General features: G+C 63.1%; 22 protein-coding genes, 1 tRNA gene and 1 pseudogene. 11 read left to right on the forward strand and 13 right to left on the reverse strand.

The window, feature by feature from the left end:
* Positions 1 to 202: 202 nt before the first annotated feature.
* Complete coding sequence (locus BMY84_RS23385) at positions 203 to 586, forward strand: RcnB family protein (RefSeq protein ID WP_093087027.1); 384 nt, start codon at positions 203 to 205, stop codon at positions 584 to 586.
* 127 nt (positions 587 to 713) lie between these two features.
* Complete coding sequence (locus BMY84_RS23390; protein ID WP_093087028.1) at positions 714 to 1,829, forward strand: ThuA domain-containing protein; 1,116 nt, start codon at positions 714 to 716, stop codon at positions 1,827 to 1,829.
* On the opposite strand, the gene BMY84_RS23395 is transcribed toward BMY84_RS23390, so the two are convergent.
* Positions 1,808 to 3,208 (reverse strand): GntP family permease, encoded by a 1,401-nt coding sequence (locus tag BMY84_RS23395; RefSeq protein ID WP_093087030.1) that lies wholly within the window; start codon positions 3,206 to 3,208, stop codon positions 1,808 to 1,810. The two genes, BMY84_RS23390 and BMY84_RS23395, sit on opposite strands and share 22 nt — an antisense overlap.
* 258 nt (positions 3,209 to 3,466) lie before the next feature.
* Here BMY84_RS23395 and rpsF point away from each other — a divergent pair, with 258 nt between their 5' ends.
* From rpsF to rplI, 3 genes are read left to right on the forward strand one after another with little or no spacing between them, the layout of a single operon-like run.
* A complete protein-coding gene (gene rpsF / locus BMY84_RS23400; protein ID WP_093087032.1) occupies positions 3,467 to 3,901 on the forward strand; it encodes a 30S ribosomal protein S6 in 435 nt (144 codons plus the stop codon).
* A 13-nt stretch (positions 3,902 to 3,914) separates the two neighbouring features.
* Positions 3,915 to 4,139: a 30S ribosomal protein S18 gene (gene rpsR / locus BMY84_RS23405; protein WP_009821298.1), complete on the forward strand. Its 225-nt coding sequence runs from the start codon at positions 3,915 to 3,917 to the stop codon at positions 4,137 to 4,139.
* 12 nt (positions 4,140 to 4,151) lie between these two features.
* Entirely contained in the window at positions 4,152 to 4,748 is a 597-nt protein-coding gene (gene rplI, locus BMY84_RS23410; RefSeq protein ID WP_093087033.1) for a 50S ribosomal protein L9, read from the forward strand.
* A 319-nt stretch (positions 4,749 to 5,067) separates the two neighbouring features.
* Here rplI and BMY84_RS23415 read toward each other — a convergent pair whose 3' ends face one another.
* Genes BMY84_RS23415 through BMY84_RS23440 form a run of 6 tightly spaced genes read right to left on the reverse strand, consistent with a single transcriptional unit; the run spans position 5,068 to position 11,174 of the window.
* A complete protein-coding gene (locus tag BMY84_RS23415; protein WP_093087035.1) occupies positions 5,068 to 5,946 on the reverse strand; it encodes an RDD family protein in 879 nt (292 codons plus the stop codon).
* Positions 5,930 to 6,964, reverse strand: coding sequence for a stage II sporulation protein M (locus BMY84_RS23420; RefSeq protein ID WP_093087036.1), 1,035 nt, complete (start codon positions 6,962 to 6,964; stop codon positions 5,930 to 5,932). The genes BMY84_RS23415 and BMY84_RS23420 overlap by 17 nt, the downstream gene beginning before the upstream one ends.
* The gene (locus BMY84_RS23425) at positions 6,961 to 8,271 is read right to left on the reverse strand and encodes a DUF58 domain-containing protein (RefSeq protein ID WP_093087038.1); all 1,311 of its coding nucleotides are present in this window, start codon (positions 8,269 to 8,271) and stop codon (positions 6,961 to 6,963) included. Before BMY84_RS23425 ends, BMY84_RS23420 begins: the two co-directional genes overlap by 4 nt.
* Positions 8,272 to 8,275: 4 nt before the next feature.
* Positions 8,276 to 9,232, reverse strand: a complete 957-nt coding sequence (locus tag BMY84_RS23430; protein ID WP_093087039.1) for an AAA family ATPase — start codon at positions 9,230 to 9,232, stop codon at positions 8,276 to 8,278.
* Entirely contained in the window at positions 9,229 to 10,470 is a 1,242-nt protein-coding gene (locus tag BMY84_RS23435) for a hypothetical protein (RefSeq protein ID WP_093087041.1), read from the reverse strand. Before BMY84_RS23435 ends, BMY84_RS23430 begins: the two co-directional genes overlap by 4 nt.
* The gene (locus BMY84_RS23440) at positions 10,467 to 11,174 is read right to left on the reverse strand and encodes a DUF4129 domain-containing protein (RefSeq protein WP_093087042.1); all 708 of its coding nucleotides are present in this window, start codon (positions 11,172 to 11,174) and stop codon (positions 10,467 to 10,469) included. The genes BMY84_RS23435 and BMY84_RS23440 overlap by 4 nt, the downstream gene beginning before the upstream one ends.
* Positions 11,175 to 11,296: 122 nt before the next feature.
* Here BMY84_RS23440 and BMY84_RS23445 point away from each other — a divergent pair, with 122 nt between their 5' ends.
* Positions 11,297 to 12,091, forward strand: coding sequence for a hypothetical protein (locus tag BMY84_RS23445; protein WP_093087044.1), 795 nt, complete (start codon positions 11,297 to 11,299; stop codon positions 12,089 to 12,091).
* A gap of 238 nt (positions 12,092 to 12,329) precedes the next feature.
* Here BMY84_RS23445 and def read toward each other — a convergent pair whose 3' ends face one another.
* Both def and recR read right to left on the reverse strand, forming a co-directional pair.
* Positions 12,330 to 12,860, reverse strand: coding sequence for a peptide deformylase (gene def / locus BMY84_RS23450; protein WP_093087130.1), 531 nt, complete (start codon positions 12,858 to 12,860; stop codon positions 12,330 to 12,332).
* 258 nt (positions 12,861 to 13,118) lie between these two features.
* Positions 13,119 to 13,715 (reverse strand): recombination mediator RecR, encoded by a 597-nt coding sequence (gene recR, locus BMY84_RS23455; RefSeq protein WP_093087046.1) that lies wholly within the window; start codon positions 13,713 to 13,715, stop codon positions 13,119 to 13,121.
* Between the two features lie 53 nt (positions 13,716 to 13,768).
* On the opposite strand from recR, the gene fmt reads away from it, so the two are divergent.
* Both fmt and truA read left to right on the forward strand, forming a co-directional pair.
* Positions 13,769 to 14,677: a methionyl-tRNA formyltransferase gene (fmt, locus tag BMY84_RS23460; protein ID WP_093087047.1), complete on the forward strand. Its 909-nt coding sequence runs from the start codon at positions 13,769 to 13,771 to the stop codon at positions 14,675 to 14,677.
* Between the two features lie 42 nt (positions 14,678 to 14,719).
* The gene (gene truA, locus BMY84_RS23465) at positions 14,720 to 15,481 is read left to right on the forward strand and encodes a tRNA pseudouridine(38-40) synthase TruA (protein WP_093087049.1); all 762 of its coding nucleotides are present in this window, start codon (positions 14,720 to 14,722) and stop codon (positions 15,479 to 15,481) included.
* Here truA and BMY84_RS23470 read toward each other — a convergent pair.
* A complete protein-coding gene (locus tag BMY84_RS23470; RefSeq protein WP_093087050.1) occupies positions 15,458 to 16,411 on the reverse strand; it encodes a GGDEF domain-containing protein in 954 nt (317 codons plus the stop codon). The two genes, truA and BMY84_RS23470, sit on opposite strands and share 24 nt — an antisense overlap.
* A 64-nt stretch (positions 16,412 to 16,475) precedes the next feature.
* Entirely contained in the window at positions 16,476 to 17,195 is a 720-nt protein-coding gene (locus BMY84_RS23475; protein WP_093087052.1) for a queuosine precursor transporter, read from the reverse strand.
* 70 nt (positions 17,196 to 17,265) lie between these two features.
* On the opposite strand from BMY84_RS23475, the gene BMY84_RS23480 reads away from it, so the two are divergent.
* Positions 17,266 to 17,342: transfer RNA gene (locus BMY84_RS23480), tRNA-Arg, on the forward strand.
* Positions 17,343 to 17,478: 136 nt separating this feature from the next.
* On the opposite strand, the pseudogene BMY84_RS23485 reads toward BMY84_RS23480, so the two are convergent.
* A pseudogene (locus BMY84_RS23485) lies at positions 17,479 to 18,260 on the reverse strand (IS5 family transposase).
* Between the two features lie 285 nt (positions 18,261 to 18,545).
* The gene (locus BMY84_RS23490) at positions 18,546 to 19,118 is read right to left on the reverse strand and encodes an Lrp/AsnC family transcriptional regulator (protein ID WP_256215399.1); all 573 of its coding nucleotides are present in this window, start codon (positions 19,116 to 19,118) and stop codon (positions 18,546 to 18,548) included.
* Positions 19,119 to 19,161: 43 nt separating this feature from the next.
* On the opposite strand from BMY84_RS23490, the gene BMY84_RS23495 reads away from it, so the two are divergent.
* A complete protein-coding gene (locus tag BMY84_RS23495) occupies positions 19,162 to 22,632 on the forward strand; it encodes an indolepyruvate ferredoxin oxidoreductase family protein (protein WP_093087055.1) in 3,471 nt (1,156 codons plus the stop codon).
* A gap of 68 nt (positions 22,633 to 22,700) precedes the next feature.
* On the forward strand, positions 22,701 to 23,783 hold the full coding sequence (locus tag BMY84_RS23500) for a branched-chain amino acid aminotransferase (protein ID WP_093087057.1): 1,083 nt from the start codon (positions 22,701 to 22,703) through the stop codon (positions 23,781 to 23,783).

The raw sequence follows: 23,783 nt of genomic DNA on the forward strand, positions 1-23,783 counted from the left end.
CTTCTCCGCGCCTCTGCGCCTCCAAGCGAATCATAAACCTTTGTTATTCCGCCTTTTCTGAACCTCTGTTCAGCTTAAATCGCGTTTTGATACAATTTCCGACAAACTTGCCCGCTTCCCGGCACAGGCTTGCGACAAGTGCCGCCTATCTCTGTCTTCGACGCCACGGAATGGCGCCCGGATACAAGGTAAGGAGCAAGACATGTTCAAGAAGATCATCATGGCCCTGGCCACCACAACCCTGGTCGCCAGCCCCATCATCACCGCACAGGCGCAGGCCGCACCCTATCATGGCGGGCAGCAGCGTCAGGAAGTCAGCCGCACCACCGTCCACCACAAGGCCAATGGCCGGACCGTCGTCAAGAAGCAGACCGTCGTGCGCAAGGATACGAACCATCGCTGGGCCAAGGGCCAGCGTTTCGACCGGAACCGGGCCAGCAACTATCGCGTGGTGAACAATTATCGCGATTATCGTCTGTCCGCCCCGCCGCGCGGTTATCAGTGGGTCCGCTCGGGCAATGACGCGGTGCTGATCGCGATCACCAGCGGCATCATCGGCGCGGTCGTCGGCAGCGCGATCCGCTAAGACCGCCCACCATACCGGCAGGACGCCCCGGAGTTCTCTCCCTCCGGGGCGTCTTTGCGTTCATCTCTTCTCCATCCCATCGCGTTGTTCTAAGACTGCCGGAAAGAGGATAAAATGGGAGTGGGTGATGCGGGGAATTCGGGCGTTGGTCGCCATTGCGCTGCTGGTCGGCGCGCCTGCGGCATGGGCCGCGCCGGTGATCGATTGTCCCATGCGGGACGCCCCCTTTTCCATCCAGTCGCCAATCGTCGATATCCTGCTGAATGCCGATGCGAAGACGTTGGTCGAGGCGCAGGCGGGCGACTTGCTCAAAATGCTCCCACCGCGCTTCTTTTCGACCACGGCGCCGACTTTCGCCGCGATCCTGACAATGGAAAAGCTGGCGGCGATGAAGGGCTCCGGCGCAACCGATCTGTCGGCGCTGGACGCCGCATTGCGCAAAATACCGGTAGCGCCAGCCGACAGAATCGCGCGCTGCGCGCGGTATGACAATGATCGCCCCAACTTTATCTTGCCCGCCGGCAGGCCGCGCCTGTTGCTGTTCGAAAAGATGACCGGATTTCGCGACGGTCCATCGGTCGATGCCGCACGAGCAGCTTTTCAGACGATGGCCAAGCGCAATGGCTGGGCGCTGGTCGTCACGGACAAGGGCGGCGCGATGAGTCCGTCCATCCTGCGCCGGTTCGATGCCGTCATCTGGAACAATGTCAGCGGCGACGTGTTGACATTGTCCCAGCGCAAGGCGTTTCGCGCCTATCTGGAGGGCGGCGGTGGCTTCATTGGCGTGCACGGATCGGCCGGCGACCCGGCAAGCTTCTGGAACTGGTATTTCGATAGCCTGATCGGCGCCCGCTTTGCCGGTCATCCGATGAGCCCGCAATTTCAGGACGCCCGCATCGCGCTGAGCGACGCAAAATCGCCACTGGCCGACGGTCTGCCGGGCGAATGGGTGATGAACGACGAATGGTATTCCTTCACCGCCAATCCGCGGACTACCGGCGCCGATATCGTCGCGACCCTGGATGAATCGACCTACTCGCCGGTGGGCATGGACGGCATGCAACTGCGGATGGGCGATCATCCGATTGCCTGGTCCCGCTGCGTCGGCCGGGGGCGGATGTTCTATTCGGCGATCGGCCACAGGCCCGAAACCTATGGCACGCCCCCTTATGTGCGGATGCTGGAAAATGCGATCCGCTGGACAGGCACCAAGTCCGCCTGTCAGACCAAGCCGGTGAGATAATAGAGCGCGATCACGATGAAGACGGTCAGCGTCTTGATCAGGGTCAGCGCGAATATATCCTTATAGGCCTGCCGATGGGTCAGGCCGGTCACCGCCAGCAGGGTGATGACCGCGCCATTATGCGGCAGGCTGTCCATGCCGCCCGACGCCATGGAGGCGACCCGGTGCAGCACTTCACGCGGGATGCCGGCCGCATCGCCCGCCGCCATGAACTGTTCCGCCATCGCCGCCAGCGCGATCGACAGCCCGCCCGATGCCGATCCGGTGATGCCGGCGAGCGAGGTGACGGTGATCGCTTCATTGACCAGCGGGTTGGGAATGGCGCGCAGTGCCTCCTTGACGATCAGGAAGCCGGGCAGCGCGGCGATGACCGCGCCAAACCCATATTCGACCGCCGTGTTCATCCCCGCCAGCAGCGCGCCGCCGACCGCCGCTTTCGATCCTTCGGCAAAACGCCTCGCCACGGTGCGAAAGGCGAAGAGCAGGATCGTGCCGATCCCCAGCAAGAGCGCGCCCTCCACCGCCCAGAGCGCAGACATTTGTGCCACCTTCACGCTGACCGGTTCGGCCATGCCCGGCAGCGACAAAGTGACCGCCTCCGCCGGCACCCAGCGCGGGATCGCCAGTGTCAGCAGCAGATTGCCCACGCCCACCACCAGCAACGGGAGCAGCGCGATCAGCGGGTGAATGCGCGCCTCCTCCCCATGCTGCTCCGGCTCGTTCACCAGCGTTTCGGGCGCGCCATAGCCTTCGCCCGCCGCCATCAGGCGTCGCCGCCGCCAGGCCAGATAGGTCAGCCCTATCGCCGCGATACAGGCCGACCCGATCGTCCCCAGCACCGGCGCCGCCCAGGTGGTGGTGCCAAAGAAGCTGGTCGGAATGATATTCTGGATCTGCGGCGTGCCGGGCAGGGCGTCCATGGTGAAGGTGATGGCACCCAGGCCGATCGTGGCGGGCACCAGTCGCTTGGGAATGTCGGCGCGGCGGAACATCTCCGCCGCGAAGGGATAGACGGCGAACACCGCGACGAACACCGATACCCCGCCATAGGTGAGCAGAGCCGTGACGATCATGATCGCGGGGATGGCTCGCCCCGCGCCGACCATGCCGATCACTGCCGTCACGATTGCGCGGGAAAAGCCGGATATCTCCACCAGCTTGCCGAACAGCGCGCCCAGCAGGAATACCGGAAAATAGAGCTTCAGGAAACTCGCTACCTTCTCCATGAACAGGCCGGAAAAAGCCGCGGGCACGGCGGCAGGATCGGTCAGGAACACGGCCAGCATCGCAAGCAAAGGCGCCATCAGGATGACGCTCATCCCGCGATAGGCCGCGATCATCAGCAATATCAGCGACAGCGCGGCGATCGCGACGGCCATAAACTCTCCTGATCTCTTTTCTGCCGATGGATTTAAAAGGAAAAACAGGCCTGCTACAAGCATGCGCGGGTCAGCAGCTTTGCGACCATGCCGTGCGTCAATGCGGCCTTGCCTTTCCCCCGCTTTTCCGTCATAGGCGCGCCTTCGCTCGGCCCCGGATTCGGACGTCGGACGATTTCGAATGCTTGAGACGACAGCCGGAGGGGCGTTCCACATGGGGTGGGCGTCAGCGATCGGCCAACATGATGAGGCTTACCCATGGCTCTTTACGAGCATGTGTTCCTTGCGCGCCAGGATCTGGCACAGGCGCAGGTGGACGCTCTGGCGGAAACCGCCACCAAGATCGTCGAGGAAAATGAAGGCAAGGTAACCAAGGTCGAGACCTGGGGCCTGCGTTCGCTCGCGTACAAGATCGCCAAGAACCGCAAGGCGCACTATGTGATGCTGAACATCGATGCCCCCGCCGGCGTCGTTGCGGAACTGGAGCGCCAGACGCAGATCAACGAAGACATCATCCGCTACATGACCGTCAAGGTCGATGAGCTGGAAACCGGCCCGTCGGTGATGATGCGCAAGCAGGAACGCTCCGAGCGTGGTGACCGTGGTCCCCGCGGCGATCGTGGCCCCCGTGGTGATCGCGAAGATCGTGGCCCGCGCCGCGACCGCGAAGAAGCCGCCCCGGCTGCTGAATAAGGAGATCTGACAAATGGCACGCCCGTTTTTCCGCCGCCGCAAGAGCTGCCCCTTCGCCGCCAAGGATGCGCCGAAGATCGATTATAAGGACGTTCGTCTGCTTCAGGGCTTCGTGTCCGAACGCGGCAAGATCGTTCCCAGCCGCATCACGGCCGTTTCGGCCAAGAAGCAGCGTGAACTGGCTTCGGCCATCAAGCGCGCCCGTCACCTGGGCCTGCTGCCCTACATCGTGAAGTAAGGGGAAAGACCCATGGAAATCATTCTCCTCGAACGCATCGAGAAGCTGGGCGCAATCGGCGACATCGTCACCGTGAAGGACGGCTATGCCCGTAACTTCCTGCTGCCCAACAAGAAGGCGCTCCGTTCGAACAACGCCAACAAGCGCGTTTTCGAAGCCAACCGTGCGAAGATCGAAGCCGATAACGCGGCCCGTCGTACGGACGCTCAGGCGGCTGCCGAAGGCGTCAACGGCAAGCAGATCGTCCTGATCCGCCAGTCGTCGAACGCTGGTCACCTGTACGGCTCGGTTGCCGTTCGTGACGTCGTCGACGCGCTGCACGCCGATGGCGTGACCATCGTCACCAAGGCGATGGTCGTGCTGGAACGCCCGATCAAGACCCTGGGCGTGTTCGACGTCAAGGTTGCTCTGCACCCCGAAGTCGCCGTGACGATCACCGTCAACGTCGCCCGTTCGCCGGAAGAAGCCGAGCTTCAGTCGCAGGGCGTAGACGTGATGGCCGACATGTTCGAAAAGGACGAGAGCGGCTTCACCGAAGATTATGATCCCAACGCGGAACCCGGCGAAATCGCCGTGGAAGCGGAAGAAGAGACGGCTGAAGAAGCCTGAGCCTTCTGACAGGATCAAACGAAGAAGCCGCCCTGCAAGGGGCGGCTTTTTTGTTGGCTGGAGAGAGTGAGGTGGGCTTATCGGACAGAGGCTTTGAGCAACATGCCTCGGAGTTCCCACCTCGCAACGGAATGTGTTAAAGTGAGATCACCTAAACTCCGTTCGGGCTGAACCTGTCGAAGCCCCTCTTCTTTTGCCACCTTGAAAGGAAGAGTGGCCCTTCGACAAGCTCAGGGCGAACGGACTGAGAGGTTATCCCGATACTCCAGGTTGATAGCATCAGCCTGACTTGGTCGACCAAAGCGTACCGCGCCTTCCCTCAGCGGCGCCCCATGACCACATGCTTGTCCTCGCGACGGCGCCCGACCATCATGCCGCGTTCCAGCCGGGCGCACAAAGCGGCATAATAATCCGACAGAAAGGCGTAGTCGTCGCCATCGTCGGATAGGCCCGCCTTGCGCCGGATCGTGGCGGCGACGGTGACGATCGCCTCCTCCTGACCATTGCGCAGGACATTTTCCAGCGTCTGCAATTCATAGATGCCGTACAGGTCGAGCGCGGCATCGCTGAAGACACGGCGTGGCTGTTCGGCACGGGCGGCGACCAGATCGGTGCCCAGCTTCGCGCGGATCGTGTTGACGACCCATGTGCCCGCCAGCAAATCCCCTACCCGCAACCGATCCCGGTTGAAGAGCGGAAAGAAGAGGAAGATGCCGGTCCACAGCAGCGCGAAGATGGTCAGGAAGCCGTCGGCCGCGCCTTCCGCCGCCTGCACGCCCAGAAAGGAGAGCGGCAGGAAAATCTCGATCTCGCGCATCGCGTTGCGGGCGATCACCGCGCCGCCGGTCAGTCGGCCGCCATCGCGCGCCACCACGCGCAGGCCCAGCAACCGTTTGCCTGGCGTCGCGCCTCGCCCGCCCATTTCGAACAGGATGAACCAGCCGTTGCGCAGCACGAAGGCGCCGATCAGCCACAGGATCATGAACGCCTCGCCGCCCGCCCCGGCCACGCCCAGCAGGCCGATCGCCGTGGTGGTCAGGATCATGCTGATCAGCAGGATGACCATGTCGAGAATATAGGCCGAAGCGCGCGTGCCCGCGCTACCCAGTTCCAGCCGCAGGTCCACCCCTTCGGGCGTGACGAAGGTACGGCGCAGCGACGCGACCGACCTTGGCCCGCGATTACGCCGCCAGCGCATGATCGCCCTCCCGCCGCCGGGGCAGATAATAATAGGCCAGCCAGCCGGCCAGCGCGGCAAGGCCAATGCCATAGCGCATCGCATCTGCCTGTACCGTCTGCCGCCCAATCCCTTCCAGCAGGCCGGCGACCATCAGCATCAGCACGACCCCGACCATGGCGACCGACGCGCCCCGTCCGGCCCGCACCGCCGCTTCGGTGCGTTCGTCGCGGCCGGGAAAGGCGACGGCGGTGCCGATCTTCATACCGGCCGCGCCCGCCAATATGATGGCGAACATCTCGGTCGATCCATGGATGGTCAGCCAGCCCAGGAAATTGAGGCCCAGCCCTTTTTTCGCGAACAGGCACAGCATCGCGCCCAGCGACAGGCCGTTATAGACCAGCAGCAGCACGGTCGGCACGGTGAAGGCGAAGCCCAGAGCAAAGGCGAAGATCGCGACCTGGCTATTATGGGTGAAGAGATAGGCGGCGAAAGTGGCAAGGCCATTATCGCCATTCTGATTGCCATAGATGGTCGCGCGCAGCGTTTCGACGCTGGCCGCCGGATCGCGGCCGCCCGCCATCGCATCGGGGATGATGCTGTAATACCAGCTTGGATCGGTGGACACGAGCCACCAGCCGGCCAGCACCCCCGCCAGTGTCAGCAGGAAGGATACCAATGTTTCCCGCCAGAGCGCCTGCACCGCCAGCGGCCAGTCCCGCACCACAAAGCGCCCGATCTGGCGCAGCGCGGTGTCGGGCACGCCGTAAAGCTGGAAATAGGCGCGGGTGCAAAGCTGCTCTAGATAGACGACCAGCGACCGGTCGAGCGAGGTTTCGCGCGCCACCGACAAAGACGACAAAGCCGAACGATAGAGCAGCGGCAGGGCCAGAATATCGTCATCGGGCAGCGCGCGGACCGACCGCTTTTCCATCCGGGTAATGAGTTGATCCAGCCTTTCCCACTCTGCCTCATGGGCGGCGCGAAAGCGGCTGGCATTGACCAGCGGCGCGGCGACGGTGTCGACGAAGGCGCTCACAACAGGTTCCTCCGCTTGAGGTCGACATAGCCCTGCACCAGCCGGTCGGCGACGCGATCATGCTCCGCCTCGATCACATGCGCGCCCAGATGGCGCAGCCGGGTCAGCACCATCATCCGGTCGCGCAACAGGGCAGCGGCCGTCACGGCGCGGGTCACGTCGTCGGCGCTTTCCGGGCGACGATCGAGGATCGCTTCCAGTTCCTCGTCGCGCAGCACCACGACCATCAACAGATGCGTCTCCACCATCCGGGCGGCGGCGCGCACCAGAAATTCGGCGGAGGTCAGATCGGTAAATTCGGTGAACAGCACGATCATCGACCGCCGCGTCAGCCGCGTGGCAAGCGTGGTCAGGGCGTGGGTATAGTTGGCTTCCTCGCCACTATAGTCGATCTGCGCGGCCAGCCGCTGCAATTCGCCAAAGGCCGCCGCGCCCGACACAAGGCCACCGGCGATGCGCGGACGGGAATCGAAGGCGTGGAGCGCGACCCGATCACCCAGCTTCAGCGCGACCCAGGCGGTCAGCAGCATCGCGGACACAACCCGGTCTAGCCGGCTCAGCCCCGCCACCGGCTCGCTCATCTGGCGACCGGCATCGATCGCGAAGACGATCTGGTTGTTGCGCTCGGTGCGAAATTCCTTGGCGTGCAGCTTGCTGTGGCGGGCCGACTGCTTCCAGTCGATCGCGCGCCGGTCCATGCCGGATCGAAATTCCACCAGCGCATCGAAATCGGCGCCATCGCCGCGATCGGCCTGCGCCATCAGGCCCTGAAGCGCGTGACGCTGGAAGATTTGCGCGCCGCGTTCATGGACCGGGCGGATATCGGGCAGGATCGCCATGCTGACGTCCAGCGGCACGATCCGCTGCTTCCATACCAGCCCCAACGGCCCCTTCCACCGCAGCCAGACGCGCGCGACACGCGCCGTCCCGCGTCGGGCGGCGCGCAGCGGCACGATGCCCGCGCCCTTGCCGTTGGTCAGGTCGATCCAGTGGCCGTCGTCCGCCTGCTCCAGCAGCGGCCCGGCATCCAGCATGATCTCCGCGCGGGACGGGGCTGTGCCGGACAGAGTGATGCTCGCCCGCCCCTCTATATCCGCGCCGACGCTGGCGGTCTTCGGCAGGTCGAGCGACAATTTCGCCTGCGACGGCCTTGATCCCCGCAACGCATCGGCCAGGCTGGCCAGCAGCACGGCGACCGGCCAGGCCAGCGCCGCATACCAGCGGCCGGGCAGCAGCAGCGCGACCAGCAATGTCGCTGGCGCGCCGGCCGCCGCCGTCCAGATTGCGGTGCGGGTGGGATAGATCATCGGTTCAGCGCGGCGCCTCGATCGTGTCGATGATGCCGGTCACGACATCTTCGATCCGGCGGCCGTCGATTTCAGCGGCGGGGGACAGGATCAGGCGATGCCGCAGCAGCGCTGGCGCCAGCGCCTTCACATCGTCGGGGATCACGAAATCGCGACCGTCGAGTGCCGCGCGCGCCCGCGCCGCGCCCGCCAGCATCGCGCCGGCGCGGGGCGATGCACCGCTTTCCAGATCGGCGACGTCGCGCGTGCCGCGAATAAGGGCCAGAATATAGTCGACCACCTCGTCCACCAGACGCACGTCATTCACGGTCGCGATCGCATCGGCAATAGCGGCGGCGTCGGCGACCGGGGTGACGCCCCACTCCTGCGGCGTCATCGCATGGGTGCGCGCGCCATAGGTGGCGACGATCTTGCGCTCTTCCGCCGCGCTGGGATAATCGACGCTCTGCTTGAACAGGAAGCGATCGAGTTGCGCTTCGGGCAAGGGATAGACGCCCTGCTGCTCGATCGGGTTCTGCGTCGCGACGACCATGAACCGATCGCTCAGCGCCAGACTTTCGCCATCAATGGTGACGGTGCGTTCCTGCATCGCCTCCAGTAGAGCCGCCTGCGTTTTGGGCGGGGTGCGATTGATTTCGTCGGCCAGCAGCATTTCGGTGAAGATCGGCCCGCGTGTCAGGGTGAACTGGCTGGTCTGGAAATTGAACAGATTGGCGCCGATAATGTCACCGGGCATCAGGTCCGGCGTGAACTGGATACGGCCGAAATCCAGCCCCAGCGCCCGCGCGAAGCTGTGCGCGACCAGCGTCTTGGCGGTGCCCGGCGGTCCTTCCAGCAAAATATGCCCGCCGGAAAAGAGCGCGACCAGCATCAGGTCGACCGTGCCCTCCTGCCCCACGACGGCGCGCGCCACCTGTTGCTTGATGGCCTGGCCAAGGGCCTGAACTTCTTCCACATTCATCTGCTCTTGTCCCCTTGCCAATCATGGAGCGCCTGCGCCGCATCGAGCAGGCTGTGCCGGTCAGAAGCCGCATCCGCCGCCTGCATCAGGTCGGTGAAACGCTGCTTGCCCTTCAAACTGTCGAGATACTGGTCGAGCGCGCCGTCCCGCAACCGGGCCGGGGCGCCGAAGAAACGGGCCGCCCGCTCGCGGATCGCGGCGGCATAGCGGCCGCCCAGCCGCGCCTCCCGCCCCGCCTTGCGGATCAATAAAGCGCTATTGTCGACCAGCGCCGCCTTGCCGAAGGCGACCGCCCGTGCCCGCGCCCGCGACGGGCCGAAGCGGCCAAAGGCATGGATGCCCGTCAGCAGCAGCGCAACGACGATCGCCAGCGTCATCGCCAGGAAGGGCGGCTCGAACAGCAATTTGAGCGGACTGCGCGAATGGCCGAAACCATTGCTCGACACGTCGAAGGCGATGCCATCCGCATCGGTGCTGTTCATCCAGTCGAGCAGCGCCAGCGCGGAACGGGCCTGCGACAATTCCTTCATCCCGCGATTATTGAGCAGGTCCGGATCGGCCAGCACATAAAGCGGCCCTTCCCCGATCTGCGCCAGCACGATCCCGCCTTTGCCATCATCGATCAGCGGGGTGAGCTTGCGCCAGCGATCCTGCTGCCGCTTGTTCTTCTGATCGATGCCGGTGATCACCTGGATCGGGCGCGGCGCCCAGAAGCGGCCCGGCACGCCATGCGTCGCTAGCACGCCGCCGCCGCTGCGATATTGGCGCATGGTGAAATTCACCCCCGGCGCCAGCACGCCGATCGGCTCATAGAGTGGGATCAGCCCCTGATAGCGCGCCCAGCCGGGATGATCCTCATCCGCCGCCATCTGCCATTTGGGCAGGACGAACAGCGTCGGCCGGGTCGCGCGCTGGATCAGCGCCTCGCTGATATTGGTGCGCCCTTCCTCCGGCGTGACGATCAGCAGGTCTTCGGTGTCGAAACCATGGGTGCTGCGGACGATGCGCGGATTGCGCCCCGTCGCCTGCGCCAGTTGCACCAGCCCGGCATAGCCCGTGACCGCGTTGGACAGCGCATGGGCGCCGCCATTGCGGCCCGACCGCAAATCCGGCGCATAGGCGCCCAGCACCAGCATGCCCGCAAAACCGGCAATGCCGATTGCCAGCATCAGCGCCACCGTCCGCCCCCGGAACAGCGGGCCATCGGCCGCCTTCGGGCTGATCGCGATATCGCTCACGCTTCCCTGTTCCTTGGCCAGTTCCGCGTCTCCGCGAAATCGGCATAGGCATGGCGGCAGCGCCCCCATTCTTCGGCATCGATCGACCGGCCACCAAACAGGCTACGCTCCACCACGGCGGCGATTTCGGAAAAGAGCCGGCGCGGCGCCGACGGAATGCCCTGCGCCCCGGCCAGATCGCGACTGGTCAGCGCCGGGCGCACGATCTGTGGCCGGCGACGCGCCAGATCCTCGACACTGCGCAGCAGAAGATGATGCACCGCCTCGCCATAGCGACCCTTCGCCGCCAGTGCGTCCGCTTCCTCCAGCCAGGCACGGGCCGGCGCGGCGGCGGGCGTCCAGTCCTCCTCTTCCGCCGCAGCCACGCCCTGCGCCGAGCGGCGACGGCGCCATTGCGGCAGGCGCCAGACGCCATGACGCACCCGGTCCACCACGATCCACAGGATCAGCAACGCCAGCGCGCCGATCATGGTCCACAGGAAGATGCGGGCATAGGGCGCATCGGGCATGAAGCTGCCGATCCAGTTCAGGAACCGGCCGACCGGCGCCAGCACCTTCTCCAGCCATTCGCCCAATGCCTTCAGCCAGGCAGGCGGCGGCGGACGACCGGGCGCGGCGACCATGTCGAACTGCACGTCGCCACCCGCCCGCAACGCACGATGCGCAGCGGCCAGTTGATCGTCCGACATTGCTGCTCCGGCCATGCCCACACCCCCGTTGGCGACGATCCTAACGACTGGGGGCGATGGCGCAAGCCATTCAAAGGATGACAAAGTCCGTAAGATGGGACAGCATCACCGCCGGGTTCATCACAGGGGGTATCAGCATGGCAACACAGGCCTTTCCAGGCGAGGAGCGATCCTTTTCCATCGGCACGGTATTGAGCCGCACCTTCGGCACGCTGGGCAGCAATCCGGTTGCCACATTCGGCATCGCCTTTCTGTTCGGCGCGCTGCCGCAGGCACTCTATACCTATTTCATCGGCTCGACGCTGACCATGGCCGACCGGCAGAGCACTTTCGGGGTGATCGCCGTGTCGATCGCCTCCTTCGTCATCTTTCTGCTGCTGTCCATGCTGGTGCAGGGCGCTCTGGTCCGCGCGACGCTGGCCCATAGTGAGGGGAAGCGGGCCAGTATCGGCGAATGCATCGGCACCGGCCTGTCGGTGGCGGTGCCGCTGATCGGCCTGACCATCCTGCTGGTTCTGGGGATCATGGCGGGCTTCATGCTGTTCCTGATACCCGGCATCATCCTTTACATGATGTGGTCGGTCGCGGTGCCCGCGCTGGTGGCGGAAAAATGCGGCATCTTCGGCGCCTTTTCCCGCAGTCGCTTCCTGACCAAGGGCGCGCGGTGGAAGATTTTCGGGCTGCAACTGCTGCTGCTGGTGCTGCTGTCGTTGCTGACATCCGTGCTGGGCGTCATCATGGTGGCGGGCGGAATGATGCCACAGCTGGCCAATGGCACCCTGGCCTTCTCTCCCACCTATCTGGCCCTGTCCGCCGTCAGCAACGTGCTGATGATCGCCTTCTGGAGCACGGCGCAGGCCAGCCTCTACACATCGCTGCGCAACTGGAAAGACGGCCCGCAGACCCGCGATCTGGCGGATATTTTTGCTTAGAACAGACAGCTATCAGTTTGTGTCGTCATTGCGAGCGCAGCGAAGCAATCCACAGCGCGCCATTGGATTGCTTCGCTGCGCTCGCAATGACGGAGTGGATAAAAGTAAAATCATCGCACCATAGAATTACGGGCAGAAAAGGTTGCGACAGCCCCAGTTTCCACGGCTCGCCCTGCACCACGAAAAAGCGCCCCGGATCATCATCCGGGGCGCTTTTTCCGTTTAGCCCGCGAAAGGATCAGGCCGCGCGGCGGGCCTTGGTCAGCTTCTTCATCAGCATGTCCCGCTTCAGGCGCGACAGATGGTCGATGAAGAGAATGCCTTCCAGATGATCCAGTTCATGTTGCAGACAGGTGGCGAGCAGACCTTCAAGCTGCTCTTCATGGATGCGGCCTTCCCGGTCCATCCAGCTTGCGCGGATTACCGCCGGGCGCTCCACTTCGGCATATTGATCGGGGACAGACAGGCAGCCTTCCTGATAGACCGACAGGTCTTCCGATCCCTTGAGGATTTCCGGATTGATGAACACCATCGGCTTCTTGACCGAAGGCGCATCCTCCGCATCCGATTCGGGTTCCTGAAGGTCGATCACCAGCACCCGCTTGGGCACGCCCACCTGTATCGCGGCCAGACCGATGCCCGGTGCGTCATACATGGTGTCGAACATATCATCGATCAGCGTTTGCAGATCATCATCGATAGCCTCGACAGGGGTCGAGATGGTGCGCAGGCGCGGATCGGGCGCTTCAAGAATGGGACGGATTGCCATGGGCCGAACATAGGCGGAACGGCGGAGAATATCAAGCGGAGGGCCGAGGGCAGGCATCGCCCATGCTGGCAGCGGATATCCATGGCACTGTTGGAAAGAGCGCGCTTAACTTCGCACATTTCCCGCAAATCTTGAAATTAAGCCATAAAAGTTGGAAATTATATTCCAGCCCCGCCGCTCCTTGACATCCTCCAGCCACAGGCCATCAACACCCGTCCTTCTTCGCATTCCCCGTGCGGATAGGACAGATTCGGCGGATCAGCCCACCGGTCGCCTCGCCCGCAGCGCCTGTGCCAGCGTACCTTCATCCAGATAGTCGAGTTCGCCGCCGACCGGCACGCCATGGGCCAGTTGGGTCAGGCGGATGGGGAAGCGCTCCAGCCGCTCGGCCAGATAATGGGCGGTGGTCTGCCCTTCCAGCGTGGCGTTCATCGCCAGCACCACTTCGTCCACCCCGCCCTGCTCCAGCCGGGCGACCAGCGCGTCGATGGTCAGGTCTTCGGGCCGTACCCCCTCCAGCGCGGACAGGCGACCGCCCAGCACATGGAAGCGGCCGGGGAAGAGGCGCGACTTGTCGAGCGCCCAGAGGTCCGACACATCCTCCACCACGCACAAGGCGCGCGGATCGCGGCGATGGTCGGTGCAGATGCCGCAGGGATCGACCGTGTCGACATTGCCGCAGACATGGCAGGTAACGAGCCGCTCGTTCACCGCCTCCAGCGCGCGCAGCAACGGCTCCATCGCGCCTTCGCGCTTCTTGAGCAGGTGCAGCACCGCCCGGCGCGCCGAACGGGGGCCGAGTCCGGGCAGGCGGGACAGCGCCTGAGTCAATGCTTCGATTTCTGGTGAGGCCATATCGTGAGATAAGGGGTTGCATGTCATCCCGACAAGAGCTTTGAGGCGGCATCATGCGTATCATCTATATGGGCACCCCCGATTTCGCCGTTCCTGCGCTCGACGCGCTGGCGCAGGCCGGCCATGACGTCGTCGCGATTTACAGCCAGCCGCCCCGCCCCGCCGGTCGCGGCAAGGCGCTGCGCCCCTCCCCCGTCCATTTGCGGGCGGAGGAACTGGGTATCGAGGTGCGCACCCCGGTTTCGCTGAAGGATGCCGAGGTGCAGGCGGCTTTCGCCGCGCTGAACGCCGATGTTGCGGTGGTCGCCGCCTATGGGCTGATCCTGCCGCGCGCCGTGCTGGCCGCGCCGCGCCATGGCTGCATGAACATCCATGCTTCCCTGCTGCCGCGCTGGCGCGGGGCGGCGCCGATCCAGCGGGCGATCCTGTCGGGGGACAATGTGACGGGCGTCACCATCATGGATATGGAAGCGGGTCTGGACACCGGCCCTATGCGCGCCAAGCATGTCACCCCGGTCGAGGGCAAGACCGCCGGCGCGCTGACCGCCGAACTGGCGCAGGCCGGCGCGGCGCTGATGGTGGAAGTGCTGGACGATATAGCGCTGCACCCGCCCATGGTGCAGCCCGAAGAGGGCGTCACTTATGCCGCCAAGATCGACAAGGCGGAATCGCGCATCGATTTCAGCAAGGGCGCGCATCAGGTCGAACGGCTCGTTCGGGCCTTCAATCCTTTCCCCGGCGCTTTCTTTGAATATCAGGGCGAGCGTTTCCGCATCCTTGCCGGCCATATCGAACATCATGCCGGAACGCCGGGCGAATTGCTGGACGACAGCCTGCTGATCGGCTGCGGCCATGACGCGATCCGCCCGACGCTGATCCAGCGGGCGGGCAAGGGGGCGATGACGCCCGGCGAATTGCTGCGCGGCTTTGCCATGCCCGCCGGGAGCCGGGTGGATGGGTGACGCTTTTTTTAGCCCCTCCCTGAGAGGGAGGGGTGAAAAGGCATGACCCGTTTCGCCTTCACCGTCGAATTTGACGGCCGCCCTTTCATGGGATGGCAGCGTCAGGCGCATGGCCCCAGCGTGCAGCAGACGATCGAGGATGCGATCTTCGCGGTCACGGGTGAGCGCGCCATCATCCATGCCGCCGGGCGTACCGATGCAGGCGTGCACGGCCTCGCCATGCGCGCCCATGCGGAGATCGACAAGGCGATCAACCCCTTTCGCCTGATGGAGGCGATCAATGCGAAGATGCGGCCCAATCCGGTCGCGATCCTGGCGTGCGAAAAGGTGGCCGATGATTGGCACGCCCGTTTCTCCTGCATCGGGCGATCCTATGTCTATCGCATCGCCAACCGCCGCGCACCGCTGACCTTCGAAACCGGGCTGGCATGGCGGGTGATCCAGCCGCTCGATGCCGGGGCGATGCAGGATGCGGCGCAGATACTGGTCGGGCGGCATGATTTTACCACCTTCCGCTCCGCCCATTGTCAGGCGCAAAGCCCGGTCAAGTCGATCGACCGGCTGGATGTCGAACGTGATGGCGACCGCATCGCCATCCATGCGGCGGCGCGGTCTTTCCTGCATCATCAGGTGCGGTCGATGGTCGGCTGTCTGGCGATGGTCGGCATGGGACGGTGGTCGGCCGGCGACCTGCGCGATGCGCTGGAGGCGAAGGACCGGGCGGCGCTGGGTCTCAACGCCCCGCCGGACGGGCTCTATTTCGTGCGGGCGACCTACCCGTCAGATGAAGGCGGCGGCGCATAGCCGGTTCTTGCCGGCGCGCTTGGCGGTGCGCATGGCATCGTCGGCGCAGGCGATCAGCCGGTCGAGATCGACCGGATCGGGCACATCCGTCGTGACGATGCCGAAGCTGCCGCTGATCCCCATGCCATAGGTGGCCAGCGCCAGCCGGATCGCTTCGGCACTGTCCGACACCGGCTGATGGTCCCATTCGGTGGCGAGCAGCAGGAACTCGTCCCCGCCGATGCGCGCGACGATATCGCCGGGACAGGCCTGATCCTTCAGCAACTGGCCGACATCGACCAGACAGGCATCACCGGCGGCATGGCCAAACGCATCGTTCAACTGCTTGAAGCCGTCCAGATCGACGTAGAGGAGGCTGACGCTGCGCCCCTGCCGCCCGGCATCGGCCAACATGTCCCGCGCCCGGCAGGCAAAGCCACGGCGGTTGAGCAATCCGGTCAGCGCATCATGCACCGCCTCGAAACTGGCCTGACGCAAGTCGGACAGATCCTCGATCACGGCGACATAAAATTCAGGCTGATCCGCCTCATCCCGCGCCATCGCGACGGTCAGGTTGATCCAGATGATCGCCCCATCCGCCCGGACATAGCGCTTTTCCATGGAGTAGCGGGGTATCTCTCCACTGTTGAGGCGGGCCAGCAGGGCTTCGTCGGCGTTCAGATCATCGGGATGGGTGATCTGCTGGAAACCGGTACGGATCAGCGTGTCGGCATCATAGCCGCTGATCGCGCAGAAGCGCGGATTGACCAGCAGGAAGCGACCATCCAGCCCGACATGGGCGATGCCGACGGGCGCATGAAGGAAGGTCGCCTCGAACCGGCGCTGGGCCAGCGCCAGCGCCGCCGCCATGCTCTTGTCCATTGGCGAAAGGTCTGAAACCGGCCGATGATTGTCATTATTCGAAAAATGCCGGTGGGACTGCCTGCTCATGCCCCCTCTTGGCGGGCAACCCGTAAACAGAGGCTTTACCGTTGCTGCATTTCCGTAAAATTTCTCAAAGGCCGGCCTTGAACGGCGTGAAATCCGTACCGGAATCATAGATATCCAGCCCCTCGCGCCGCTTGACGAAGGCAACCATGGCATAGGTGACCGGGGTCAGGATCGCTTCCCAGCCAACCTTCATCGCCCAGTTGGTGACCATGACGGTCAACACCTGCGCATTGGTCCAGTCGCCGTAGAAAGCGAGGGGATAGAAAAGCAGGCTGTCGACCCCCTGCCCCACGATGGTCGAGCCGATGGTGCGCATCCACAAATGCCGCCCTTGCGTCAGCAGCTTCATCTTGGCGAGGACGAAGCTGTTGGCGAATTCGCCCGCCCAGAAGGCGCAGAGCGACGCGAAGACGATGCGCCAGGTGCTGCCAAATACCGCTTCATAGGCTTTCTGGTCGGGCCACCCCTCCGCCGGGGGCAGCGCGACCACGACCCAGCTCATGAAGGCCATGAACAGCATCGCCGCAAAGCCCACCCAGACGCAGCGCCGCGCGCGGGCATAGCCATAGACTTCGGTCAGCACGTCGCCCAGCACATAGCCGAGCGGGAAGAAGAGAATGCCGGCACCAAAGGTGTAGCCACCCAGCGTCGACAGCTTCGCCGCGCCGATCAGGTTGGACAGCAGCAATATGGCGACGAAGGCGGCCATGAAGAAGTCATAATAACGCAAGGGGCGAGTACCCAGCGCCGCCGCGTCGATCTTGTGAATTGCCCCTTCGCTCATGACGATCATGCTTATCGAGCAGTCAGGCGATTGCAAGCGGGCGCGACGCCCGCTATCGCGGCATGCACACGGCCCCGTAGCTCAGTTGGATAGAGCATCCGCCTTCTAAGCGGATGGTCACAGGTTCGAATCCTGTCGGGGTCACCAATTTCATATCGGTTGTCAGCAAGACTGCTCCTTTACTTCATTTTCGTGATCCTCTGAGAAGCAGAGATGGCCAATTTCGGCCGTTTCGGTTTTAGAGGGTGTAGCGAAGTATGCGGTTTTCGCCGTCAGCGAGGAGTTAGGTCGCGTTGACAAAATACTTCAACCATAGCCTTGCTGCGGCGAGGTTGAGGAAGCTGAGGTAGGATAGCGCGGTTTTCTCGAAGCGGGTTGCGATGCGGCGCTGGTGTTTGAGGAAGCCGAACATGCGCTCGACGCGGTTGCGATCGCGATAGCGGCGATAGTCGGGGTGCTCTGGTGCCTTGCGGTTCGAACGCGGCGGTATGACGGGCAGGATGTTGTGCAGGAGCAGGTTCTCTCGGAAACGGTCGCCGTCGTAGCCCTTGTCGGCGAGCAAGGCCGCAGGCTTTGGCACCGGCATGGCCATGAGGCTATCGACACCGCCGTAATCGGAAGCCTCGCCGCCCGTCAGGTGGAAGCCGAGAGGGAGGCCTTGATTGTCGCAGCGGGCGTGGACCTTGCACGTAAAGCCGCCGCGTGATCGACCAAAAGCCTGCGCACAAGCCCCCCTTTTCCGCCCACGGCCGAGACATGGCCGCGAACCGTGGTGCTGTCGATCATGTGCTGCCAGTCGTCGGTCAGGCCGAGATCGACCAGAGTTTGCAGCATGGTATCCCAGACGCCTTGCTCGGCCCAGCGCCGGAACCGGACGTAGACCGAGTTCCATTTCCCATAGCGCTCATGCATGTCGCGCCAGGGGCATCCAACTCGCAGGACGTGCAGCATTCCATTGAGATAGCGCCGGTTATCTCCGGCCGGGCGAGCATGCCTGCCACGCTCGGGTGGGAGCAGCGGCCCGATCAAGTCCCATTCTGCGTCGCTCAGGTCGCCGCGATCCATGCTTGCCCTTCCAAAAGGAAGGCTTGAATCAGAACTTCACCGGGTTGGGAATCCCTTTTGTCAACGCGTCCTAGTCTGCAATCCGCGAGCTGAAATTGAAGCCGTGCGGCTCGCCGCGCACCGTGTGCATCATCGACGTTGCAAACACCGCCTCCACGAAACTTGCTGGCCGGTTGGACTTCCAGCAATATGGAACAGGGGTTTACCGTGAGGCCGACGTTGGAAAGTTTCAGTGTCCCGGTTCTCAGTGAAGGCCTGCCCGGTCATCGTTCTCATCCCTTCAGGTCACTGCTGCACGATCACCGGCGCTGCACGATTGATGAAGGATTTCAGCGTGAAGCTGCTCTGAATATGGGCGACATGCGGGATTTGCGTCAGCACTTCCAAAAAATCGCGATAGTGATCGAGGTCGCGCACGACAGCGCGCAACAGATAGTCTGCCCCGCCTGACATCAAGAAGCCACTCATGATCTCGGGCAGTTCGGCCGCCCGCGCTTCAAACGCCTCCAATGCAGTACGCACTTGCTTGTCGAGCGTCACGGACACGAAGACCGAAATGGCGCCCGCCAGCTTCTTTTCATCAAGCCTGGCGGAATAGCCGGTGATATAGCCCTGCTCTTCCAACGCACGGACACGACGGACCGTGGGCGTGAGACTGAGCCCGATATGCTCGGCCAGGTCGCTCCAGGTGGCGCGACCTTCGTCGCTCAGCCGCTGCATTATCTTGCGATCGTAGGAATCGAGCAACTTCATCTCCGCACTAACGCGATCCACATTAGGCATATTTACTACATTATTTCCGAACAATGGCAAATATCTCCACCTCAGCAACCAAAGACGGCAATCATTGGCAAGCATCACTTCCGCTTTCCCTATAGGCTTTACCCCAAGGAGAAACGCGATGAAGCATGAGAGGGTCGTAAGCCTGGAGGCGATCTATAACGCCGAGACCGGCCCCACATTCATGACGGGGATACAGGCGCTTGTGCGATTGCCGCTCATGCAGCGCCGCCTCGACCGGCACAATGGCCTCAACACGGCCGGCCTGATCTCCGGCTATCGCGGTTCACCCGTAGGCGCCTATGACCAGCAGCTCTGGAAGGCGCAAAAATATCTCGACGCCCATGACATTGTCTTTCAGCCAGGTCTGAATGAGGATCTGGCCGCCACGGCCCTCTGGGGCGCGCAGATGCACAAGGCGTTCGGGCCTTCGCGCGCCGATGGCGTGTTCGGTATCTGGTATGGCAAGGGCAATGGCGTAGACCGTACCGGTGACGCCTTCCGCAACGCCAATATGCTGGGCACGTCTCCGCTAGGCGGCATTCTTGCCATCGGCGGCGACGATCATAGCGCCCAATCCTCCATGTTTCCCCACCAGACCGACGGTATTTTCCAGTCGGTCCACATGCCCGTATTGCAGCCAGCCAATGTCGGGGACATCCTGACGCTGGGACTGGCGGGCATCGCGCTGTCTCGCTTTTCAGGCGTGTGGGTCGGCATGAAGACCATCGCCGAAGTCGTAGAAAGCGCGGCCAGCTTTGACCTGCCCGATCCCTTTCCCAACTTTGTTTCGCCCGCCGACCTTGTCCCGACGCATGGCCTGAACTGGGATCCCTCCATCAACTGGCCAGCCGAGCGCGCCGAATATGAGCGACGCATGATCGAGGAGCGTATTCCCGCCGCCATCGGCTGGGCCGTCGCCAATCGTATCGATCGTCCGGTTTTCCAGGCCAAGCGCACGCGCATCGCTATCATCACCGTTGGCAAGGCCCATCAGGATTTGATGCAGGCACTAAGCAATCTTGGCCTCGGCGAAGAGGAGGCGGATGCCCTGGGCCTGTCCATCTACAAGGTCGCGATGAGTTGGCCGCTGGCGACGGGGCCGTTGCTGGCCTTTGCCAAGGGAGCGGAGGAAATCTTCGTGGTCGAGGAAAAAGGTCCGACCGTGGAAAGTCAGATCAAGTCGGCCCTGTTCAATCTGCCCGGCGAGCGCACCCATGTCACCGGAAAAACCGACACCGCAGTTGCGCAGTTGCTGCCGGTCGTCGGCGAGTTCAATCCGATGCTGGTTGCAAGGGCGCTTGTCTCGCGCATACGCCATGAGGGCATAATCGATTTGCCCGCGCGGCTTGCAGCTCTCGACAAAGCCGGCCAGCGCGGCGAAGTCATCCCCTTCCCCGCCCGCAAACCGTTCTTCTGCTCAGGCTGTCCGCATAACAGCTCAACGAAGACACCCGATGGATCGATCTCCGGCGGCGGCATCGGGTGCCATGTCATGGCGTTATCGCAACCCAGGCTGAAAACACCAACCTTCAGCCAGATGGGTGGCGAGGGCCTGCAATGGGTGGGCGCAGCCCCCTTCTCACAGACGGATCACATCTTCCAGAATCTGGGCGACGGCACCTATCAGCATAGCGGTCTGCTCGCGATCCGCGCCGCCGTCGCGGCGGGAACCAACATCACTTTCAAAATCCTCTACAATGACGCGGTCGCCATGACAGGCGGCCAGCCCGCTGAGGGCGCACTGGAGCCCAGGCGCGTGCTGGCCCAATTGCTGGCAGAGGGCGTGGGTGCCGTGCATCTGGTGAGCGATATGCCGGAGAACTGGAAATCCGCTAATTTGCCGGCGGCTGTCACGCTGCATCATCGGGATGCGATGGATGCGCTGCAACGCAAACTGCGCAACGTGTGCGGCGTCACCGCGATCCTCTACGAGCAGACCTGCGCCGCTGAAAAGCGCCGCCGGCGCAAACGCGGCGCCTTTCCTGATCCCGATCGGCGGATGTTCATCAACGATCGGGTGTGCGAAGGGTGTGGCGATTGTTCGGTGCAATCCAATTGCATTTCGATCGAACCGATAGAGACTCGTTTCGGAACCAAGCGCAAAATCAATCAGTCTGCGTGCAACAAGGATTTTTCATGCGCCAAGGGCTTTTGCCCAAGCTTCGTGGAAATTGAGGGCGCAAAACTGCGCAAGCCAGCCCCCGATCGGATCCGCGCGATGGAAGCGGAGCGGTTCCCCAGCCTGCCCGAGCCAAGCATTCCGACACTGAGCAGCGTGTTCAACATCTATGTCGCGGGCATTGGCGGCCTTGGCGTGCTGACCACCGGCGCATTGCTGGGAACGGCCGCTCATCTATCCGGCCTCAATGCGACGGTGCTCGATTTTACCGGCCTGGCGCAGAAAAATGGCGCTGTGGTGAGCCAGGTGCGCATCGCGCCCCAAGGCATGGACATCCACGCCGTTCGCATCGGTGCGGGAGAGACCGACCTGCTGCTGGGTACCGATGCACTCGTGGCCGCCAGCCCGGATTCGCTTCGGAAATTCGCCAGGGGCCGGGGCGCCATCATACTCAACGGCGACGAGACGCCGACTGCCGACATCGTCAGCGACCGCGACTTTGCGCTGCCTACCCCGCGGATCGTGGAAACATTGCTGGCGCGTGCGGGCGACAAGGGCTTTCTGATCAGCGCCACCCGAATTGCCGAGGGCCTGTTCGGCAACAATGTCGCAGCCAACACAATGATCGTCGGCTATGCTTGGCAGAAGGGCCTGCTGCCGCTGGCAAGCAATGCCTTCGAAGCAGCTATCTCTGCAAATGGTGCGGCCGTCGAACTGAACAAGCGTGCTTTCGCCTGGGGCCGGCTCGCCGCCGTCGATCTGGACGCCGTCGAACAAATAGCGGGCGTAGCCAAAAGCGCGCCTGTCGCCCCGGAATCTCTGGATGCCCTTATCGCACGTCGGACTGCGGATCTCATCGCCTATCAGGACGATGCCTATGCCGCCGACTATACCGCCATGATCGAACGGGTCCGTCATGCTGTCGGAGGGCTTGGCGGCAAAGGCGATGCCTTTGCAAGAGCGGTCGCGACGCACGGCTATCGGTTGATGGCCTATAAGGACGAATATGAGGTTGCCCGGCTCTACTCCGCCTCCGCCTTCCGTGAAGCGCTGGATGCGCAATTTTCCGATACTGGAAAGCTTGGCGTCTATCTGGCCCCGCCGCTGCTTTCACGGATCGATCCTGCGACCGGGCGCCCAAGAAAGCGCAAGTTCGGGCCATGGATCTTTACAGCCTTCCGTCTGCTTGCCGCAATGAAGCACCTGCGCGGTAGCTGGGCCGATCCGTTCGGTCGTACAACGGAACGTCGCGACGAACGGCGGCTGGCCAATGAATATCGCACCCTGATCAACGCTCTGTGCGAGACGTTGGATGAAAGCAGCATCGACCATGCGCTGTCGCTGGCGGTACTGCCGGACATGATCCGCGGCTATGGTCCGGTAAAGGAAGAAGCCATGTCCGCTTATCAGGCACAGAGGGAGGCATTGCTCGCGCAGAGCGATACGACTGCCATCGAGTTGGCGGCCTGATCATTCAGACCCCGCGGCACGAACCTCCACCTCCATTTCCAATCATTTGCTGCTCAACGGAAAACGACATGTCCCTGGCCTTCGAACTCACCCCTCATCCAAGCCCTGTCGACACGAAGACGCGCGCCCGCATCCTGTCCAATCCGGGTTTCGGAAAGCATTTCACTGATCACATGATCACGATCCGCTGGACAGCCGAAGCAGGATGGCATGATGCACAACTGATGCCGCGCGGCCCGTTCCAGATCGATCCGGCCGCTTCGGTCCTACACTACGCGCAGGAAATCTTCGAGGGGATGAAGGCCTATCGAGGCACGGATGGACGCATCCGCATGTTTCGCCCGCAGGAAAACGCCAGGCGTTTCAATCAGTCGGCAATGCGCATGGCCATGCCCGAAATTCCGGAGGATATTTTTCTTGATGCCGTCGGGCGCCTGGTGACTGCAGACGAGGATTGGATACCGGCGGGATCTGGCAGCCTTTACCTTCGCCCGTTCATGTTTGCTGATGACGCCTTTCTCGGTGTCCGTCCGGCATCAAGTTACATCTTCTGCATCATTGCCTGCCCGGTAGGCGCCTATTTCAAGGGCGGCGACAGCGCCATTCGCCTCTGGGTTACACCCGACTATATCCGGGCAGCTCCGGGCGGAACCGGCGCTGCCAAATGCGGCGGCAATTATGCAGGAAGTCTCGTCGCCCAACGACAAGCCATTGCGCAAGATTGCGACCAGGTGCTGTTCCTTGATGCGATCGAAGGCCGCTGGGTCGAAGAGCTTGGCGGAATGAACATCTTCTTCGTGTTTGATGATCACTCGATCATTACCCCGCCCCTGCGCGGCACCATCTTGCCAGGAATCACGCGCGCAAGCCTGCTGACGATTGCAGCCGACCTTGGCATGACGATCAGCGAGCAGCCCTATTCCTTCAGCCAATGGGAAGCTGATGCCGCAAGCGGGCGCCTTCGCGAAGCATTTGCGTGTGGAACAGCAGCCGTCGTTGCCGGAATCGGCACGGTAGCCTCTCCAACCGGGCAATTCACAATCGGCGAGGGCACGACCGGCTCCGTGACCACCATGCTGCGAGACGCGCTCATGAACGTGCAACGCGGCGAAACCCCGGATCGGCATCGCTGGGTCTATTCCCTGTCCTGA

This window comes from Sphingobium sp. AP50 (assembly GCF_900109095.1).
In the GTDB taxonomy this organism is placed as follows: domain Bacteria; phylum Pseudomonadota; class Alphaproteobacteria; order Sphingomonadales; family Sphingomonadaceae; genus Sphingobium.